This window comes from Bifidobacterium aquikefiri, from assembly GCF_002259795.1.
Lineage (GTDB): Bacteria > Actinomycetota > Actinomycetes > Actinomycetales > Bifidobacteriaceae > Bombiscardovia > Bombiscardovia aquikefiri.
Map to the genome: position 1 here is coordinate 20,077 of NZ_MWXA01000010.1, position 20,173 is coordinate 40,249.

General features: G+C 49.1%; 15 protein-coding genes and 2 rRNA genes. 7 read left to right on the forward strand and 10 right to left on the reverse strand.

Annotated elements, in window-relative coordinates; genetic code table 11:
- Positions 1-385 precede the first annotated feature (385 nt).
- Positions 386-1,723 carry an ABC transporter substrate-binding protein gene (locus tag BAQU_RS09815; RefSeq protein ID WP_094695211.1) on the forward strand — a complete coding sequence of 446 codons (1,338 nt, stop codon included), beginning with the start codon at positions 386-388 and terminating at the stop codon, positions 1,721-1,723.
- 75 nt (positions 1,724-1,798) lie between these two features.
- Here the strand turns inward: BAQU_RS09815 and BAQU_RS09820 are convergent, their stop codons facing one another.
- A complete protein-coding gene (locus BAQU_RS09820) occupies positions 1,799-2,398 on the reverse strand; it encodes a DUF624 domain-containing protein (protein WP_094695213.1) in 600 nt (199 codons plus the stop codon).
- A gap of 198 nt (positions 2,399-2,596) precedes the next feature.
- Here BAQU_RS09820 and BAQU_RS09825 point away from each other — a divergent pair, with 198 nt between their 5' ends.
- The gene (locus tag BAQU_RS09825; RefSeq protein ID WP_094695215.1) at positions 2,597-3,622 is read left to right on the forward strand and encodes a LacI family DNA-binding transcriptional regulator; all 1,026 of its coding nucleotides are present in this window, start codon (positions 2,597-2,599) and stop codon (positions 3,620-3,622) included.
- Between the two features lie 88 nt (positions 3,623-3,710).
- On the opposite strand, the gene BAQU_RS09830 is transcribed toward BAQU_RS09825, so the two are convergent.
- Positions 3,711-4,409, reverse strand: a complete 699-nt coding sequence (locus BAQU_RS09830) for a histidine phosphatase family protein (RefSeq protein WP_094695217.1) — start codon at positions 4,407-4,409, stop codon at positions 3,711-3,713.
- A gap of 44 nt (positions 4,410-4,453) precedes the next feature.
- Here BAQU_RS09830 and BAQU_RS09835 point away from each other — a divergent pair, with 44 nt between their 5' ends.
- Entirely contained in the window at positions 4,454-4,822 is a 369-nt protein-coding gene (locus BAQU_RS09835; RefSeq protein WP_158215699.1) for a DUF4235 domain-containing protein, read from the forward strand.
- 181 nt (positions 4,823-5,003) lie between these two features.
- Here the strand turns inward: BAQU_RS09835 and BAQU_RS09840 are convergent, their stop codons facing one another.
- Positions 5,004-5,840 (reverse strand): carbohydrate ABC transporter permease, encoded by an 837-nt coding sequence (locus BAQU_RS09840; protein ID WP_094695221.1) that lies wholly within the window; start codon positions 5,838-5,840, stop codon positions 5,004-5,006.
- On the reverse strand, positions 5,837-6,691 hold the full coding sequence (locus tag BAQU_RS09845) for a carbohydrate ABC transporter permease (RefSeq protein WP_094695241.1): 855 nt from the start codon (positions 6,689-6,691) through the stop codon (positions 5,837-5,839). Before BAQU_RS09845 ends, BAQU_RS09840 begins: the two co-directional genes overlap by 4 nt.
- Before the next feature lie 583 nt (positions 6,692-7,274).
- On the opposite strand from BAQU_RS09845, the gene BAQU_RS09855 reads away from it, so the two are divergent.
- From BAQU_RS09855 to BAQU_RS09865, 3 genes are all read left to right on the forward strand, one after another.
- Positions 7,275-8,609 carry an ABC transporter substrate-binding protein gene (locus BAQU_RS09855; protein ID WP_094695225.1) on the forward strand — a complete coding sequence of 445 codons (1,335 nt, stop codon included), beginning with the start codon at positions 7,275-7,277 and terminating at the stop codon, positions 8,607-8,609.
- Positions 8,610-9,032: 423 nt separating this feature from the next.
- Complete coding sequence (locus BAQU_RS09860) at positions 9,033-10,790, forward strand: glycoside hydrolase family 13 protein (protein ID WP_094695226.1); 1,758 nt, start codon at positions 9,033-9,035, stop codon at positions 10,788-10,790.
- Positions 10,791-10,959: 169 nt separating this feature from the next.
- A complete protein-coding gene (locus BAQU_RS09865) occupies positions 10,960-11,979 on the forward strand; it encodes a LacI family DNA-binding transcriptional regulator (protein WP_094695227.1) in 1,020 nt (339 codons plus the stop codon).
- Positions 11,980-12,030: 51 nt separating this feature from the next.
- Here the strand turns inward: BAQU_RS09865 and BAQU_RS09870 are convergent, their stop codons facing one another.
- Entirely contained in the window at positions 12,031-14,532 is a 2,502-nt protein-coding gene (locus BAQU_RS09870; protein WP_094695229.1) for a glycoside hydrolase family 31 protein, read from the reverse strand.
- 515 nt (positions 14,533-15,047) lie between these two features.
- Between BAQU_RS09870 and BAQU_RS09875 the strand changes: the two genes are divergently transcribed.
- Positions 15,048-15,950 (forward strand): nitroreductase family protein, encoded by a 903-nt coding sequence (locus BAQU_RS09875; RefSeq protein WP_094695231.1) that lies wholly within the window; start codon positions 15,048-15,050, stop codon positions 15,948-15,950.
- Between the two features lie 107 nt (positions 15,951-16,057).
- On the opposite strand, the gene BAQU_RS10655 is transcribed toward BAQU_RS09875, so the two are convergent.
- The 5 genes from BAQU_RS10655 to BAQU_RS09905 form a co-directional block, all read right to left on the reverse strand.
- Complete coding sequence (locus tag BAQU_RS10655; RefSeq protein ID WP_094695233.1) at positions 16,058-16,306, reverse strand: hypothetical protein; 249 nt, start codon at positions 16,304-16,306, stop codon at positions 16,058-16,060.
- A gap of 26 nt (positions 16,307-16,332) precedes the next feature.
- Positions 16,333-17,268, reverse strand: a complete 936-nt coding sequence (locus tag BAQU_RS09885) for an aldo/keto reductase (protein ID WP_094695235.1) — start codon at positions 17,266-17,268, stop codon at positions 16,333-16,335.
- 187 nt (positions 17,269-17,455) lie between these two features.
- The gene (gene asnB, locus BAQU_RS09890) at positions 17,456-19,360 is read right to left on the reverse strand and encodes an asparagine synthase (glutamine-hydrolyzing) (protein ID WP_094695237.1); all 1,905 of its coding nucleotides are present in this window, start codon (positions 19,358-19,360) and stop codon (positions 17,456-17,458) included.
- Between the two features lie 302 nt (positions 19,361-19,662).
- Positions 19,663-19,779: ribosomal RNA gene (rrf, locus tag BAQU_RS09900) — 5S ribosomal RNA — on the reverse strand.
- 171 nt (positions 19,780-19,950) lie between these two features.
- A 23S ribosomal RNA gene (locus BAQU_RS09905) occupies positions 19,951-20,173 on the reverse strand; the annotation flags it as partial.

Below are 20,173 nucleotides of genomic sequence, written 5' to 3' on the forward strand. Positions count from 1 at the left end.
TCATAAAAATGTCAAACGCTTGCAGCCATCATGAACCAGTGTTTATATCGTTAGCGCTCACATTGCCCCAAGTCCAAACGTTCATATCAGCGATCTCACCCTACCCCAGCTTCTGGGATCTCACTATTTGGACAATAGATAATCTGATGCCAGAAAAAATATTGCAAGCGCTGTCATCAATAATTATTGGAAAATATAGTGTTAAGCCTCATGAAGACCACACATACACAACAAGCAATTCCATTGCAAAAGATTGCAGCTTGATTTAATGAAAAACTACAGCTATCGTTTGCATTGAAACGAAGGCAAGGAGGCTTTCGTTCTGGATTGCGAAAAATACACAATGTCATTTGGGGAATTTCGCACCTTAGGGGAGGGTCATTACATGAAAATCGTAAAAAAGGTTCTTACGGCAGCAGTTGCCGTCACCATGATCTCAAGCATGGCAGCATGCGGCAGCAGTTCCGATAGCTCAGATTCAGCAGGATCCATATATTTCCTCAATAACAAACCGGAAATCGCCAACAGCATGAAGGCACTGGCAAAGGAATACACCAAGGAGACTGGCGTCAAATTCACTGTTGAGACCGCTGCCTCGCAAACTTACGAGCAGACTCTGAAATCCGAACTGTCAAAAAGTCAACCTCCTACCCTATTCCAAGTGCTAGGTCAGGTTGGTCTGGAGAACTGGAAAGACTACGCTGCCAACATGAGCGATACTGAAATGTACAAGCAGCTCACCGACAAGTCATTGGCGCTGAAGCTCAATGGCAGCAGTGAGGTGCAGGCCGTTCCTGTGGTTAGCGAAACCTACGGCATCATCTACCGCAAGGATCTGCTGCAGAAGTACTTTGAGATGCCAGGAGCCTCGATCACAGATGTCAAGGACATCAACAGCTTTAGCGCCTTAAAAACAGTCGCAGATCAAATTCAGGCAAATAAGTCGAAGCTCGGCCTCAAGGGAGCCTTCACCTCGATGGGATTCGATGCTTCGACAAGCTGGCGTTGGAACACGCATCTTGCCAGCATTCCCTTGGCCTATGAATTTGCCAAGGACAAAGTAACCAAGCAACCTGCCACGATCAAGGGAACATATCTGAAACAGTTCAAGGCCATCACAGATCTGTATATCAAAGATTCCACCGTCAAGGCATCTGAACTGAGTGGAAAGACCATGAACGATGCCCTATCAGATATCAACACAGGTGCGGCGGTATTCTTCCAAAATGGCTCATGGGCATGGCCAGACTTGCAATCCGGTGGTCTCAAGGCTGATCAGATTGGAGTTCTGCCAATCTACATGGGCATTCCTGGGGAAACGAATTATGGAATGTCTACAGGTTCAGAAACATTCTGGACGGTGAACAAACAGGCACCAGAAGCTTCTCAGGTCGCAACCAAGAAATTCCTGAAGTGGCTCATCACTTCCGACTATGGTCGCAAGACATGGGCAGATACCATGGGCTTCACAACATCATTCAAGACCTTCACCGGTAAATACGAAACCGACAATCCCATCATGAAGGCGGCCGAGGAATATCAGAAAGAGGGAAAGAAGAATGTCAACTGGGCGTTCCTTTACGACCCAAGTGACGAATACAAGACCAATCTCAGTGATTCCATGCTCCAGTATGTTCAGGGTACGGGCAACTGGGAAAGCGTAAAGACTGCGTTCGTCAACGGCTGGGCCACAGAATACAAGACGGCCCAAGAGAATCAATAACGCTGCAATTCAGACACACACATTACACGCACAGCTGAGTCATACTGATACAACACGAAGATTTCTATGTGTGACTCAGCTGTGCTTCGTATATTGCTTCATGCTATATTCCAGCAACGGCACGTGCAACACCACCAGCGCGCCATAGCCGAAAAGCACCAATATGAACAAACCGCCGGGCATAAAAAACCACGATGCGATAAGAATCGCGCAATACACTGCATCGATGGCAAACATTGCCAAAGTCACACCGATTTTAGATATACCAAAGAGAAGCGATTTGGCAATGGTGCCGAAAACCTTGTTTTCAAAGCGCGCCTGCATAGGCCACACCCACAAAAAGGCAATGATCCACAATAGCGACAAAGCAATCTTGATTATCAGTACCGGAAGGATCTGAATATAGATCCAGCTACCCACAATTAGCGCTCCGACGGGTCCAATCAGGAGCCATATCAGCGTCGATTGAACGAAGTTGAGCCGAAACGAACGGAAGTAGTTTGCCGTAAGATTGCCTCTTCCCTCGTTCAACCGGCGAGCGGCATCATAGGAAGCCGTCAAGGATGCACCAATCGTAATTATGGGAATGCTTGTGACTATCAGCAGGACGTTAATCCAAATTGAGTCGACTGTCGTTGACAAGCCTCTCATAAAGGCAGAATCAGGTTCGAACATATTCGCTACAGCTCCTCACATTTGTTTGATATTCACGATAGTCTATTCCACAAGCAAGGCTGCGATACCATATCATCCAGTTCATGATCGGTGCCATATTGGGAGCCATTGCATTCTCGCTGATTCTTCGCTTCAGATTCAGCGACCATTGGAAAACCGCAACGCATCATGCGAGATACACACAGAGGAGCGTGAATCTTGAACCCGAGCATCAACGATGTCGCCAGAAAAGTCGGTGTATCCATATCTACAGTTTCACGGTCTTTCACACACCCAGAAATGGTGTCACAACAACGCAGACAAGAAATTCTGCGAATTTCCAGGCAGATGGGTTTCTCAATATCGCGCTCGGCAACCGCATTGAAATCAGGATTGTCCCTCAGAATCGCAATGCTGATCAGTGATTCTGCAAGTTCCTGGTTCAACGCATCAGTGTATGAGGGGTTGAACGAGATTTTTCATCCCGCAGATTTCGACATCTCGCTATATCAGATTAAAGATAGCTCGGACCGTAACAAGTTCTTCGAAACACTACCTACCCGACGAAATGCCGATGCTGTCATCGTCAACTCATTCGATGTTGCACGCGAAGAAGCAGCAAGGCTTGAGTCTCTGCATGTCCCTCTTATCGGAATCAATTCGGCAAGCAAAGGGCTCTACACAGCCAGCACTGCCATCGATGACGTCCTTGGTGCACAGTTGTCAGCCAAGCATCTGATTCATCTAGGTCATACCAATATGATGTATGTACAGACTGGTTCGCCGGCATCGCTCTTTTTCAGCGTTGAACGTCGAAAACTGGAATTCATGCGATACTGTGCTGATGCAGATATACCAGAACCCAAGGTAATCACCGTATCCGATCTTGATTCGGCGCAGCGAATCAGCGATATTCTCTCACAAATCCTCGTCATGAACACTCAGCCGACTGCAATCGTCTGCCAAGAAGATGACATCGCAATTCCATTAATATTCCAGTTGAACAGGTGCGGAATTCGCGTGCCTGAAGACATTTCCGTGATTGGATTCGACAACAGCACCTATGCCGATTCAATCGGTCTGACCACCATTGCCCAAGACCCATGTGGCATGGCAAAGGAAGCTGCTCGCATGACCCTCAAACTGATCAGAGGCGAGCAGGTCTTGCAATCCGAAAAATCGTACGAACCCAAACTGATTCTCAGGTCAAGCACAGGTCGGATCGGATCTGATTCAGCGTCGTGATTCCCGAGCGGTTCGAAGCAATATGGCAATCTCGGGAGTCAAACAGCTCGATATATGCCAATATTGTCATCTCCGATCCGATTGGGCCCTATTGATTCCACACCTGAATAACGTTGTCGCCCTTGTATTGTGAAAGCGTTGAAAAATGGGCCGTATCCATTCTGAAGAGGCGCGCAGCAGACGGGTCAAGTCCAAGCCAGCAGGTGGTCAGAATCCTCAGAATATGGGCGTGGGCGACCAAAACAACCATCTGGCCATCGGCCACCAGCGGTTCGACGGCATCGACGACACCCTGCGCTCGCCTCGCTACCTGCCTCAACGTCTCTCCCTCACCATTGCGGACGATGACCCGTTCGCCACTGGGAAGCGTCGTTTCCCATTCACCCAGCAGCCCGCGATTGATTCCTTCTGTGCCTTGCCGCCAAAGATTCCATTCCTTACCGTTCGCATTGCGAATATCGGCACGGGTGCGCCCTTCTGCAGGGCCATAATCCCATTCCATAAGGTCGCCGAGGAGCTGAGTCGTATGCAGTCCCGCAAACAGGGCAGTTTGACGAGCACGCTTGAGAGGGCTGCTGAATACATATTCAGGAGTCCGATCTGCAAAAACCGTTCGTAGACGTTTCCCCGCTGCTACGGATTGTCTCTCGCCTTCCACCGTAAGAGGAATATCTGTACGTCCAGTGTGCTGACCAGAAAGGCTCCACGCGGTCTGACCATGGCGCAAGAGAACGATGAGTCCCGACCTCGAAGCAACTTTGCTATCGATACATACGGATTTTGCCATGTTTATACTGTACTCTCCAACACTGAATGTGGAATAATGGTCACATGAAGGATTCAGATGAGACAAAGCTCAGAGACCTGACAGACAAGGTCGGCACTCAGTTGGGAACCATCGACAGTAAGGTCAACGATATGCGTGAACAAGTTGAGAATGATCCCGAAACAGTCGGGGATAAACTCATAAAGATTCTCATACCAGCGATTGCCGCAATGCTGATCGGCCAACTCTTCAAAATGTTTTGGAACAAGACCACCAAGAACTCCGAAGATGATGTGGACGACGACCGGCAGGGAATTTTTATGACCATTCTCTTCTCCGGTCTTTCTGCAGCGATTTCCAGCGCCGTTCAGCAGTTTTCAGGCATCGGCTCAGCCGCATTCGTGAAGCACAGGCAGAAGAAGCGCCAGCTGTAGCCGGCTGCAGTGAACTGATCACTTCCGTACAGCCTTCGCCATTGGAACTTGCCTTAGCTAGCACTGTTTTGTGCTTCAACGCTCTCTTGCCATGCTCGGCAGAATTGCAGAGTTGACCATGATGTTGAGGATTTTCATTGGGTTACCCACGATTTGTTGCCAGTAACCCAATGAATTGAAATCATCCCTTGACTGCGCCTGCCATGACACCTTTGATTATGTATTTCTGACAGACAATATAGAATACAACAATCGGAACTATAGCCAAAACCAGGCATCCCATCATGGCACCCATATCTACCGAGCCATAGCCACCCTTAAGATACTGAATGGCGATGGGCATGGTCTTGTACTTGCTCATGTCCAAGGTCAGATAGGGAAGAAGGAAGTCGTTCCAGATCCACATGGTTTGTAGAATCGCAACGGAAATAATCGAAGGACGCATGATTGGCACCACAATCTCGAAGAAGATTCGGGGCACGCTGGCGCCATCAATCATCGCCGCCTCTTCCAGTTCTTGCGGAATGGATTTGACCACACCGGTAAATATGAACACGGCAAGACCGGCACCGAATCCAAGATAAAGCACCCATAGACCCCATGGCGTGTTGAGACTGAGCATATCCGCAATCTTGGAAAGAGTGAACATCACCATCTGGAATGGAACGATCATATTAAACAGGAACAGGAGATACAGAGTTTTAGCGGCGGCATTGTCCACTCGAACAATCCACCAGGCACACATGGATGTGCAGAGCAGAATCAGTGCGACAGAACCGACCGTCACAACCACAGTCCAGCCAAAGCTCTCTATGAGGTTGGTGCGTTCAACGCCACGCGTGTAATTGCTCATGCCGACGAATGCTTTTCCGAGCGGAATGGAAAAGGCATTTTGCGATATGTACGTCTTGTCCTTGAACGAATTGATGAGCACAAGAACTATCGGAAATATCCAAATCAGCGAAATCGCTGCAAATAGGGTGGCCCATAGCCCAGAATGCTTCATTCTTTCACTCATGCCGTCACCTCCTTGCTGGTGGTCAGGCGATTCTGAATCAGTACGATTGCTGCAACGATTATGAAGAACACCACTGCCTTGGCCTGTCCAACACCTTCGAATCCAACACGTCCATAGAACGTTCGATATATGTTCAAAGCCAACAGCTCTGAATTATTCGATGGGGCACCGTTAGTAAGTGCAAGATTCTGGTCGAAAAGCTTAAAGCCGTTGGTAACTGTCAGGAATGAACACACGGTGATGGAAGGCATCATCAAGGGGATGATCACCTGAAACATCGTTTGGCTCCCATTGGCACCATCAACGGATGATGCCTCGATCACATCACCGGGCATACTTTGCAATCCAGCGATATAGATGATCATCATGTATCCAATCTGTTGCCAGGATACAAGCAGCACCATTCCCCAGAAACCATAGGTTCCCGAGAAGGTTATCGAGCGACCCCAATATGAGAGAACTCCATTCAGCAGCAGCAGCCATATGTATCCGAGGACGATACCGCCAATCAGATTTGGCATGAAGAAGACCGAACGGAACAGATTCGAGCCCTTGAGTGTCTTGGTAAGCATATAAGCAATCGAGAAACCAACGACATTGACTATTATCGTTGTAACAACTGTGAACGCCACAGTAAGAATGAGTGCATGGATGAATTCCTTGTCACTGAATACCCCGCTGAAGTTTCGCAGTCCAACCCATCTGGCATTGGTTACCGTTGTGAATTTTGTAAAGCTGAGGTAGATTCCCATCACGAACGGAATAAGAAAACCTATGACGAAGGCAGCAAATGTTGGAAGCGCAAAAACGCCCCACCATTTACGTATCGCCTTGCCAACCATTGTTATCATTGTGATCCCACTTTCTCCTCCTTGAGAAATATCTATGAATACCTCTGCGGATTTCAACAGCATATGCAAGGCAAAAGCCCAACATGGATCTCTCCACGCACACAGTCATCATTGATCTTTCGAGCCTGTGGGCAGTGTTGAGAAATCACGCGGAATATTTTTTACAACATAACCAATATTACTAAATTTGTCAAACGCTGTCATTAATGCAAAACATTGGATGTTGCAAAATCTGCGAGGAACCGGGCCTTTGCTTTCGCCCATTTTCTTTGGCTTTCTGATTGGTGCCCTGCATCATGTCTCAGTATTCGGACATGCGTACTCATTCTTTTTGACTATTAATGCAAGCGCAGTCATACCCCGTAAAGCCCGAGATATCATAGAATTCATCCGTCATGTCTATTTTCCAGCCAACCAATTGGCGGTCGGTGCATGCAATATGCACAATCACAATTTATTCATAGTGTTAATATTTTGAGCCAATGCAGGCAGAGACGCTTCCCAGCAGAAAATCCATTCGTCGCAAATCCACTTTCATACCGGGTTCATGCGAGCACAAGAAAGCCAGAGAGAGGCACCATTTATGAGAAACACGAACAAGATACTATCCGCATCACTGGCGACGATGTTGATCATCGGAGCGGCAGGCTGTGGAGGATCCGACGACTCAGCCAAAGCGGGTGGCATCTATTATCTGAACAACAAGCCCGAGATAGCCGAAAGCATGAAGGCGTTGGCCAAGGAGTACACCGAGGAGACCGGGGTTGCCTTCAACGTTCAGACAGCGGCATCCGGGACCTATCAGCAATCCTTGAAATCCGAGCTCTCCAAGAACCAGCCACCGACGCTGTTCCAGGTCCTTGGGCAGGTTGGCTTGGATACATGGAAGGACTACGCAGGTGACATGAGCGACACAGAAATTTACAAACAGCTCAATGATCCCAAGCTTGCATTGAAGTCGGACGACGACAGTGAGGTTCTGGCCGTTCCAGTCGTTACCGAGACCTATGGCATCATCTATCGCAAAGACTTGCTCCAAAAGTACTTTGACATGTCTGGAGCAAGCGTCACCTCTGTAGAGGAAATCGATAATTTCAATACTCTCAAGACCGTTGCCGAAGAGATTCAAGGCAATAAAGACGCGCTTGGTCTCAAGGGAGCATTCGCCTCCATGGGATTCGATCCATCGACGATGTGGCGCTGGAGCATTCATCTGGCAAACATTCCACTCGCCAACGAATTCGAAAAGGATTCCATCACCAAGCAACCAGCGACCATACACGGGACATATCTGAAGCAGTTCAAGAACATCTCCGATCTCTACATTCAGAACACCACCGTCAAGGCAACGGAACTCAGCGGAAAAACGATGGACGACGCACTTTCTGACATCAATTCCGGCGAAGCGGTCTTCTTCCAGAATGGATCATGGGCGTGGCCCGATCTGGTCTCGGGAGGCCTGGAGGCCGAGCAGGTTGGCGTCCTGCCGATATACACCGGGGTCCCAGATGAAGAGAACCAGGGAATAGCAACAGGATCCGAAACCTTCTGGTGCGTGAACAAGCAAGCTTCCGAAGAATCGCAGAAGGCGACCAAGGACTTCCTGAAATGGCTCATCACATCCGACAAGGGTCGTGAGACATGGTCGAAAACCATGGGCTTTACCACTCCTTTCAAGACCTTCACCGGAGAATATGCAACAGACAACCCGATCGTCCAGGCTGCCAACGATTACAACGAAGCTGGAAAGCAGAATGTGCCTTGGGCATTCCTCTATATTCCAACCGAGGACTGGAAGACCAATCTCGGCAATTCGCTCCTTGAGTATGCCCAAGGCACCGGCGACTGGAACGCAGTGAAGAACTCCTTCGTTGATGGATGGGCTTCAGAATATGAAATCGCCCAATCCAACAAATAGAAGGATCATCTGTACAGCGCAGATCAATAAAGAAATATGATTGCCACGTGCTGAGCGACATGCATCGTCAGACTTTCGTCTGCATGATGAATACGATGTCGTAGCGCAGTCCCATAGACACATGTGCATTGCAAGTTGAAATTCTCGTTGACTCCAAAGAACGACACTTGCGATGCACATTTTGCCATCTTTGCCCAAGAAGAACAACGGCAGCTATTTTTGAAAACGTTGTATATGAAAAAAATATATATATTTCAACATAAATTTGATTATTTTCATTGATTAATGCTATCGTTGTCATTCTGGGTTGCAATCACGAAACATATGATTCATCCCGAACAATGAGGTTCACATGTCCCGTTCAGTGTGCCCCTCTGCTCACCATGTAACAACGCCGGAACCACCCGCGAGGAGAAAGAGACCATGACAGATAACAATCTTAGAGATGACTGGTGGAAGCAAGCTGTGGTATATCAGGTTTACCCGCGAAGCTTCAAGGATGTCAATGGCGATGGACTGGGCGATATCGCCGGCGTCACCGAGAAGATGCCTTATCTTCAGGCTCTTGGCATTGATGCCATCTGGCTCTCTCCTTTCTATCCGTCAGCTCTGGCCGATGGAGGATACGACATTATCGATTACCGAAATGTAGACCCTCGACTTGGCACGATGGAAGACTTTGACACGATGGAACGTGCAGCTCACAAGGCAGGCATCAAGATCGTCGTCGATATTGTTCCCAATCACACTTCCAATGAGCATGTCTGGTTCAAGCAGGCGCTTGCGGATGGCCGTGGCTCCGCTGCACGCGATCGCTATATATTCAAGGAAGGCTCTGGTCCCAACGGTGAGCTGCCTCCTAATAACTGGGGATCACTCTTCGGCGGCCCTGCATGGGAACGCGTCGAAGACGGCCAATGGTATCTGCACATCTTCGCAAAGGAACAGCCAGATCTGAACTGGAACAATCCAGAAGTACATGAAGAATTCAAGAAGACCTTGCGATTCTGGGCAGACCATGGAGCTGACGGCTTCCGCGTAGATGTTGCTCACGGCTTGGCCAAGAAGCTTGATGGCGCCTCAATGAAGGATCTCTCTCGCTGGACAGTCCACGATTCGCTGAGCCACGATGGCACACATCCACTCTGGGATCGCGCGCAGGTTCACGACATCTACCGCGAATGGCGTCAGGTTTTCAACGAATACACGCCGCATCGCTTCGCGGTTGGAGAAGCATGGGTCGTTCCCGAGCATCAGTACCTGTATGCCTCGCCTGACGAACTCGGCCAGGTCTTCAACTTTGAGTTTGCCAAGGCAAACTGGGACAGCACGGCAATGCGCACCGCCATAACCGAAGGCCTCAAGGCTGCAGAACGTTCTGGCTCTACTCCAACGTGGGTCATGAGCAATCACGACGTACCACGCCATGCATCCCGGTATGGCTTGCCACAGGTTCCAAGTCAGGCGCATCATCAGCTTGCCAAGGATTGGATTTTGCGCGATGGCAGCAGCTACTTTGAAGATCGTGCGCTCGGCACGAAGCGCGCCAGAGCGGCAATCATGATGGAAACCGCGCTCCCTGGCTCCGTATATGTGTATCAGGGCGAAGAGCTTGGACTGTTTGAAGTCGCCAACATTGCCTGGAATCGGCTGGAAGACCCCACACCGTTCAAGACGCGCAACAACTTTACCGACAAGGGACGTGACGGTTGCCGAGTGCCACTTCCTTGGGATTCCAATGATCTGCCGCATGAAGCCAGCTGGGATGAGTCATTCGGTGCCGGTGCATCGTTTGGCTTCTCGCCAAGCATCAAGCCTGATGGTTCCGCCGCGGCCGATCCACACCTTCCACAACCATTGTGGTTCAAGGATTTCGCGGTGAACGTCGAAGATGGCGATCCTGATTCGATGCTCACTCTGTATCGAAAGTGCCTGGAAATGCGTGCTCAACTACTCACCCCAACCCAAATGACCACGATTGATTGGCTCAATTGTGGCGAGCAGGTGATTGCGTACTCTCGAAAGGCAGCAGAGGACAGTGGATTCAATCACATCATCTCCATAACCAACTTTGGCAAGGAAGCCGTTGAGCTTCCAAAGGGAACGGTCCTGCTGAGCTCGCACCGGCTGCCACAAGATGGAACGGTTCCACAAGACGTAACCGTATGGATTGCTGACTAGAATCAAAATCGCATCACGTTTACTCACCACGTTTGCACACCGTGGTGAGTAAACGTGGTGCCTGAGCCAACCTTCGGATCAGAGAGGGTTCGTGACAACGCAGCAGAGCATCGTTGCCATGCTGCGTTAAGGCATTCGACATAGTGTGATTTGAAATTGAGGATTAACAATGAGCGCAACCATCCATGATGTCGCCGACAAGGCAGGCGTATCAATTTCAACGGTTTCACGCGCATTCACCCATCCTGAGATGGTCTCGGCAGCAACTCGGGAAACAGTGGTGAAAGTAGCGAATCAGCTGAATTTCTCGATCTCAAGATCAGCGGCAGCTCTCAAATCTGGAATGTCGCTGCGCATTGCATTACTACTCAGCGATCACAGCAGCACTTGGTTCAACGCAACGGTGAATGAAGGTCTCAACGATGTGTTTCATCCGGCAGGATATGATCTTTCCATCTTTCAAATCAACAGCAGTCAGGATCGCAAGGTCTTCTTCGACACATTGCCCACACGCAGCAACGCCGATGCCGTTATCGTCAACTCGTTCGATGTTGACGATAACGAAGTCACCCGTCTGAGCTCACTCCATGTTCCCTTGGTTGGCATCAATTCAGCCAGCACGAACGCATTCTCGGCTTCCGTATCGATTGACGACAGTCAAGGCGAGACGATTGCCGTCAAGCACCTCATTTCACTCGGACACAGACAACTGACGTATGTGCAGACGCGAACCGCTAATTCCTTGCTCTTCAGCGTCCAAAGGCGTAAGGAAGCATTCATGGAGCTCTGCAGAAAACAGTCACTCCCCCGACCACGCATCATCATGTCGTCTGAGCCACGCAATCAGGTTGCAGATATCGTGTCGCAAATCATTGCAATGGATTCCTTGCCTACTGCAATCGTTTGTCAGGAAGATAGCATTGCGATCCCACTCATATTTCAGCTGAGGCGAAGCGGTGTCAGAGTCCCGGAGGATATTTCTATCATCGGCTTTGACGACAGCACCTTCGCCGAAGACATAGGGCTCACGACGATCCGCCAGGATCCCTTGAACATGGCGAAGCTTGCTGCAGAGATGACCTTGAGGCTACTCAACGATGAACGCATCAACATGCCGCAACGCGTATTCACACCGCAACTGATCCTGCGGTCCAGCACGGGAAGCATTCGAAAAGGCAATCCCTGGTAAACCAGGGATTGCCCACATGCCAAGACGCGGAAGTCACGCCCAGACGCATCCTTATAAGTTGCGAGAGAAAACCTCTATAAGCGCTCCCAACACTGCATGCGGAAGATGCGACACCTCATCGGGATTGTTGCAATATTTTGCATCCCTTTCAATCGTCCCCAGGCTGGCAATCACATCTCGTCCCTGCTGACGAATCAGCTCATATGCCTCATCCTTGGAACGATAGAGCATCTCACTCCTGTTAAGCACTTCGTATGCGTCGTGAACAGTCGGATCATTCGCAAGTTGAACGACATTGGCGAAACCTATGGTCAAGGTGCTCGATGTCGGGCAATCCTTGATGGCAATGCTTATTGTCATCGTTTCGGCATCATAGCCTTGTTCGATTTTGTCAGCATCGATCGGATTGCCGTCTAGGGTCACCACAGCGTCGCAGTCTTCCACGCCTCTGAAAAGTATTCTCCAGTTCCTTCGTGCCGGCAAACTGTCCGTATGCCCATCGGCAGCATCAATCGTTATCGAGCAGTCACCCGACACACGATTTTCCTTGCCCCAGTGCAGCACCATGTCAGTCTTTGCCCATTGCACCCGATCCTGGGTGGCTCCGTCATCCTCCCACAACGAGAAATGACCGTCAGCGCCCGGGAACACGACCACATCCATATTCTTCGGATTTTCAGTACTGTTGATGCGCTCCTCATGCGAATCGATGTTCTGCATGGGCACGATGGCACCCGCTTTTGCGAAGACCGGCATATGCAGGATGTCACGCCAGATCTGCATACGCCGACCCGCTTCTGGAAGCGACTGATAATGACGACCATCAAAGAAGTCAAACCACTCGCCCTGTGGCAGCCAAGCATCAACCTCACCTCGGTGAGCATGCTTATCGGTCGGCTTGGTGATTGGCACGACCAGAAGCTCGCTTCCAAACATGGACTCATTGGGAACCTGATAGGCCTGACCCTGCTCAGGGTAGTTCCAGTACATCGGCTCGACCAACGGAAGATTGTCATATGCTGCTCGTCTATTCATCGAGTAGAGGTATGGCAGCAAACGCTGCCGCAGACGTAGAAAATAGCTCATGGATTCTCTGACCTCACCATGGAAATTCCATGGCTCCTTGCCGTTGAAAGGCGAATCCGAAGAATGCAGCCTGAGAATGGGTGAGAATACTCCCAACTGATACCATCGAGCTTCCAAATCCTCATCGCGATACCCGAAGATATGCCCGCCAATATCATGACTCCACCAGCCATAGCCGATATTGCTCGCCGTTGCCGTGAAATAGGGTTGGAAGCGCAGCGACTCCCAAGTAACGAGCGTGTCACCCGAGAACCCAATTGGATAACGATGCGATCCTGGTCCTGCATACCGAGAGAAGGTGAGTGCGCGCTGACCTGTATGTGCCGAATCTAGATAATGCAGATAGTTCAGCATCCACAACGGGTCAAGTCCCGCCATTCTGGTGATGCCACCTTGCTGCCAATCCAGCCACCAGAAGTCAACGCCCTCCTCTTCGAGAGGACGATAGACAAGGTCGAAATAAGCTTCCATGAATTTAGGGTTGGTCAGGTCAAAATCGACCGACTTTTTCGATAATGGATCGATCCCCATATATTCAGCAACGCTCTTGTAAGCATCTTCGTATGCTCTGATCCCATCTCTGGGATGCACATTCAGTGTGGCCTTCAAACCATGTGCATGCAGAAAATCAAGGAAACTCTTCGGCTTAGGGAACAGTTCCCTGTTCCATGTGAACCCTGTCCAACCTGAGCCATATTGATGATCGATATTCACCAGATGCCAATCCATATCGATGACCGCCGTGGTGATAGGGATCTCTTCCTTCTCGAATCGTTGAACCAGACCTTCGTATTCCTTCTCGTCATAGCGATGGTACCTGCTCCACCAATTGCCGAGTGCAAAGCGTGGAAGCAGAGGGGTTGAACCCGTGAGCTTGTAATAATCCTGAATGGCATCCTTGTAACGGTGACCGTAACCGAAGAAGTAGAGATCGATAACGCCGTCCTGCCTCGGCTTCACCCAGGTTCCGAAGGGATTTTTCGAGTCCTCCGTCAGCACCATGGATCCGGAATCGTCAAGAACCGACCAACCGTTTCTTGAGAGAATGCCCTCATCAAGCTCAACCGCTCCGTCGGCGCCATCAAGCGTGCGCACAGTTCCCTTGAGATTCTGTGTGGATGGCACACCGTAATACCAACTGTTGTCTGATGAATCCACATCCTTGACCGTTACGGACAAACCGCCTGATGTGAATTGCTGCCGGTTATAGACCAGATGCAGATTCGCAGTCTCGATGTTGAGATATCCATCCTGATCCTCGACCTGGAACTGTACATCCGAGAAATCACGATTCATCACTACCTGCGTCGGGCGGTCCCGAAAAACGCCTGATGGATTCCATTCGATCCGCAGTAATCGTGAGGTGAGAACTGTTATTCTCCAGTGATCACCCTGCACGATCGAATCAGAGGATGGTTCTGGTCTGCTGTGCTGGGCAGCGAGAGAGAACAACTGTGCATCAACCATGAATGTGCTTCTCCTTGTGAAGTGTAAATGTGTTCACGCAATACGTAGTTTTTGTAGCGTTGAATGGCCACACCTTGCAGTGCTCCCCACACCCTTCAACGTTGAAAATAATGATATCTGCAGTGTGATATCAGCCCTTAACTACATCAGCGATAGTACCCTGAATAATCTATTTCGTGCATCTGACAAAAATGATGGAAGGAACGAAAGATGGCACTCTTGAAACACTATGATTGACATCAGTCATCTGTGCATTTCTTTTTTGACTGCGTTGCGATTCCCCGCGTTGAAAATCGTTTTCTGCGAATCGATAGAAGTAAGCAGTCATACCAATGTTTAACTTTGCTGACCCTTTGAAATGAAGCGCGATTACGTCTCATCCTGTTCAGAAGACCTTGGATTCTGAAGTTTTCACCAGCGTTGACATACAGAGACAACATTGAACATTCTTCGTTCTCAGAAAAATAATATGACACACACCTTTATTTTCATGAAAGCTTGGCACAATGTAATGAATGAAAGCAACAAACTATTCATCCTCATCGTCCGAAGAAACTCAAACGCTCTCTTCCAGCAGATCGGAAGTCTCCGACCCCCTGCAAAGAGAGGCACCTGAACATAACAGTCACACCGTTGGCAACAACGACACCATCGCTACGCTGCTCAATCGCAGGTCAATCCGTCGTTTTGAGCCAAAACCAATATCCAAGGAAACGTCAGATCTACTCGAGCGAGTCGCACAGCGTGCCGCGAGCAGCAACTTTCTGAATGCCTGGTCCGCTTTGAGAATCACCGATCCCGCCATTAAGCTGGAGTTGTCCGACATCGGTAACCAGAGCTACATCGCCGAAGCTCCCCTGCTATATGTATTCATCCTCGACCAGCGCCGCAATGCGACAATTGCAGCCAAACAAGGTATCGACATCACGTCTGAAGACTTGGCCCTCAAGACCAGCTACCGCTTTATTCAGGCTCAGAACGATGCTGTTCTTGCACTTCACGCGATGGAGACTGCGGCTGAGTCTTTGGGACTTGGCTGCGTGATTCTTGGCTCTATCCTGAACGATCTCAATAGACTCATCACCATCCTGCACCTGCCAGAATTCACCTTCCCCGTACTCGGTCTTGCGATTGGTGAACCGGCACAGAAGCCGGCTTTGAAGCCGCGCATGCAACAATCCATGCAGTTCTTCGAAAATCAATACCCAACTGATTTTGATGATGATGAGTTTGCCCAATCACTCAAGAACTTTGATAATATTCTGCACCAATACTATGATTTGCGTCATGCTGACCGCCCAGTCGAGGCGTTCAGCTCTCAAATCGCGAAAAACGCATCAGCTAAGCCATCTAAGCTGAACGATATCGTCAGATTTGCCCCGAAACAGGGATTCGACATCACTTCGGAAGTTAAGTAACGAGTTTTGTTGCCTTTTCAACGTGCAAAGACCTCACAACGTTGAAAACATGACGCGTGAAAGCCAATTCTTGGCGTTTATGCCCCGCAATTGCCACAAAACTCGAGTTACCACCGCGGTTTATAGCCTCGTTTGCGGGAACGGGGCTTTCGTGAGCGCTCAATGCTGTAATGTGGCAGCGTTGTCGCTGGATCTCGACTTGTCAGATGCCATGTTCGACAATATTCGCATTGATATACCCATAATCTCACCCCGCGGCTGACGAAGCTTTCGTCAGCCGCTCGCTCTGCCATGGCTTTATCGTGATACATGATCTTCGACGTGGTCTGGCATCGTTGTGGAGTGAAAAAGTGCATACCGCTATCGTAGGTCGGAGCTCCTATTACGGCAGGTCGTTGCCAGCGGATACATACAGGTCATACCATTCCTGCCGCGTCAGCTCAACATCGGCACCTGCAATCATCTTGGTCAAACGAGCCGGTGTCATTGAGCCGAGAAGCACCTGCATATTCGCTGGATGGCGTAGAATCCAGGCCACAGCAATGGCACTGATATCAACGCCATATTTGTCTGCCAGCTCTTCAAGCTTCTTATTGAGTTCGGGGAACTTCGGACTGCCAAGGAACACGCCCTCAAAGAATCCGTATTGGAAAGGACTCCATGCCTGAATGGTCATCTTGTGAAGACGAGAATACGAGATAAGTCCACCATCGTGGTCCACACTCGCAGGATCGCCCATATTGACGTGCATCTCTTGTTGCACCATGCCCGTGTGCCCAAGCCCAAACTGCAGCTGGTTGACCTCGAGTTTCTCATCGAGCGCGCTCTGCAAAAGATCAATCTGACCAGGATTGACATTGCTCACGCCAAAGTGGTGCACCTTGCCCGCATTACGCAAAGTTTGGAAAGCATCTGCCAGATCATCAAGATCGACCAGAGTGTCTGGCCTGTGTAGCAGGGCAAAGTCAACATAATCTACCTGCAGATTCTCCAGTTCCTTGTCCAAGGCTGAAACGAGATGCTTCTTGGAGAAGTCGTATCCTGTAATGCTGCCCTCATCATTTCGAGAAATGCCGAACTTGGTCTCTAAAACAACATCCGTCCGCTTCACTCCAAGATTGTCGAGAGCGCGGCCAAACCTGCGTGAACTCTCGCCGCCTGCATACACGTCAGCGGTGTCGAAGAAGTTGATGCCGCCATCCAATGCCGTTTTCACGACCTCATCGGCCTCATCCTGAGACTTATCCGCGATTCTCATGACACCAAGGGCCGTGCGCGAAGCGTGGACGCCTGTCGTGCCAATATTCAAAAACTTCATTGTTCCTCCTCTGGATCAAAGCACTGTTTGGCTCTTACTCGATTTAACCTTATCGATTGGTCTCCCGATACAACATCATCAGTATGAAACTATTCAATTAGCTAAATTGATCACAGAGATGTTATCTGCGGTCCATACCCAAAACTTCCAACAGCCGCATATTGAGTCAACACTCAACAGCCTTCGTTCACTTCGTATTCTTTGTATTATCGGTAGACACCAGCTCGGGTTTCTTACCATCGTGAATGAAAAAGACATCGTACCAAGTCAAGAATGTAAAGATCGTCCATATTTTGCGTCGTCCATCAATATGGCCCTTGTAATTCTCATCCAATAGCTTAAGAAGCGCTGTCTGATCAAAGAACTGAGATACGTATGGCTGTTCGAAGGTGGAGCGAACTATTGCATAGAATTTCTTATCACGTAACCAATCCCTTATAGGAACTGGAAATCCCAATTTTTTCCGATGTGAAGACACGTGAGGAAGATGTCTGGCAGCCGCTTGTCGGAACGCAAATTTTGTGTGTTCGTTGGCAATGAGATACCGCGTTGGCACACGACCTGCAACTTTCATGAGTTCTTTATCCAGAAAAGGCACCCGCAATTCCAGTGAATGCGCCATTGTCATCTTGTCTGCTTTCAAGAGAATATCGCCTGGCATCCATTGGTGTATATCAAGATATTGCTTCTTTTTGAGTTCTGATATTCCAGAGCCCCTCACTTGTTCGTAACTTTGATCGACGATCTCTTGCACGCTGGGCGCATCACGGAAGTCCGCCTGTAGCAGGGACTCAGCCTCTGCTTCATCAAAGATCTTTGCCTGTCCGATGAAGCATCGCTCGGCTGGCGCTAGATTTGCATACATGTGCTTTGAACCAGGGAAACTTCTGCCTCTTACCATATCCGCTATTCGATGGCGAAGCTTTTTTGGTAGTCTTTGCAATAGCCTGGTGGTGCGCATGATGAATTTCGTTTTGGTGTGAACGCCGTAATCGATGTATCCCGCAAACAGTTCATCAGCGCCTTCGCCGCTCAGAACGACACGTAAGTCCCGAGAAGCTAGCTCGGAGAGAAAGAACAACGGGACACATGATGGATTGGAATCAGGCTCATCGAGGTGCCACAGAATCTGAGGAAAGTACCTGAATGCCTTGTCACCATCAATACTCTCGGACACATTATTGAGTTTCAAAGATTGCGCAAGTTCCCTTGCCTGAACCGATTCGTCGAATCTCCCACCGCTAAAACCAATCGAATATGTATGCTCGGGTCGTGTAACGGCCGCAACATAACTTGAATCCACGCCACTCGAAAGGAAAGAACCGACCTCTACATCAGCAATCTTCTGCGCCTGCACCGAATCCAGTACTGCGGAATCAATTTCTTCTACGGTCTGTTCAAGAGTTTGCTGCGTTTCGATAAATTCTGAGTCATAATATCGGCTGATTTCCATATTGCCATCAACATAGGTAAAGTAATGGCCTTCTTTGAGTTTGAACACACCTTTGAAAAAGGTCTCTTCAATTGCTGGATATTGGAAAGTCAAATATGGCCTGAGTGCTTGGGGATTCAGCTCTTTCACGAATTGTGGATGTTGCAGCATGCTTTTAATTTCTGACGCATACATAAATACGCCATTCCCATGAGCATAGTAGAAGGGTTTAATTCCGAAGGGATCTCTCGCCCCAAAGAGTGCATGTGCCTTGGTATCCCAAATGACGAAAGCGAACATGCCGCGAATCCGATGTAAAACCTCTGCACCCCATTGCTCATACCCATGGAGTACAACCTCCGTATCGGAATGTGTGGTGAAGGTATGTCCAAGCCCAATAAGCTGATCTCTTAAGGGTCGGTAATTATACATTTCACCATTGAAGGTTATTGCAAGAGAATCATCCTCGTTAAAAATCGGCTGATTTCCACCATCCAGATCGATGATACCTAATCTGCGAAAACCAAGAGCGGCATGTCCATCCGTGAAAACCCCAGCTGAATCAGGACCGCGATGAGCTATGACATCTGTCATGTCCGTAACAATCTTTCGCTGAGAGTCGGAATCCAAATCTTGAATAAATCCTGCGATACCACACATACTTTTCCTCATTCGCCATATCGTAAAAATCAAAACCTACTGCTGTACAAGTTGGTGCTCATATGCAGTTAAGAATCTATATTGTACATGTTGTATATCTTACGGATAATAACATAATACTTGTGGATGGCGGTATCAACGCCGAGGAACACAGATTCGGCATCAGAAAAATAGAGCGGGAAAAACAGACACACCACAAAGACCCACGTTTTGCCTATTCACTCTCATTGGTGCTGTGGTTGTGTGTGGGTGTGGTTGAACCCTGGGGAGCTGTGCTCGAACCCAGGGTTCTGTATCGTGTATAGCGGCAACGTGCTACTCTCCCACACCCTAACGAGTGCAGTACCATCGCCGTGCTAGGTCTTAGCTTCCAGGTTCGGAATGGAACTGGGCGTTTCCCCTAGGCTATGGTCACCGCAAATCTTCAATTATCACACACACGCTCGTGTGCATGGCTTGTGGTTGCTTGGGAACCGGATGGTGGACGCTTAACTATTTCATATGATCGCTTACAGTCAACAAGTGCTCCTTGCTGCTAGATGCTTCACTAGAAGGACTTGCATATCCACTCACCATGAAAGATAAGTGAAGTATGATTGCCTTTCGACTGTTAGTACCGGTCAGCTCCAACCCTCACGGGTCTTCCACATCCGGCCTATCAACCATGTAATCTACATGGAGTCTTCAGAAACTCGAAGGTTTCACGGAATTCTTATCTTGGAGAAGGCTTCCCGCTTAGATGCTTTCAGCGGTTATCCCTTCCGAACGTAGCTAACCAGCCGTGCCGCTGGCGCGACAACTGGCATACCAGAG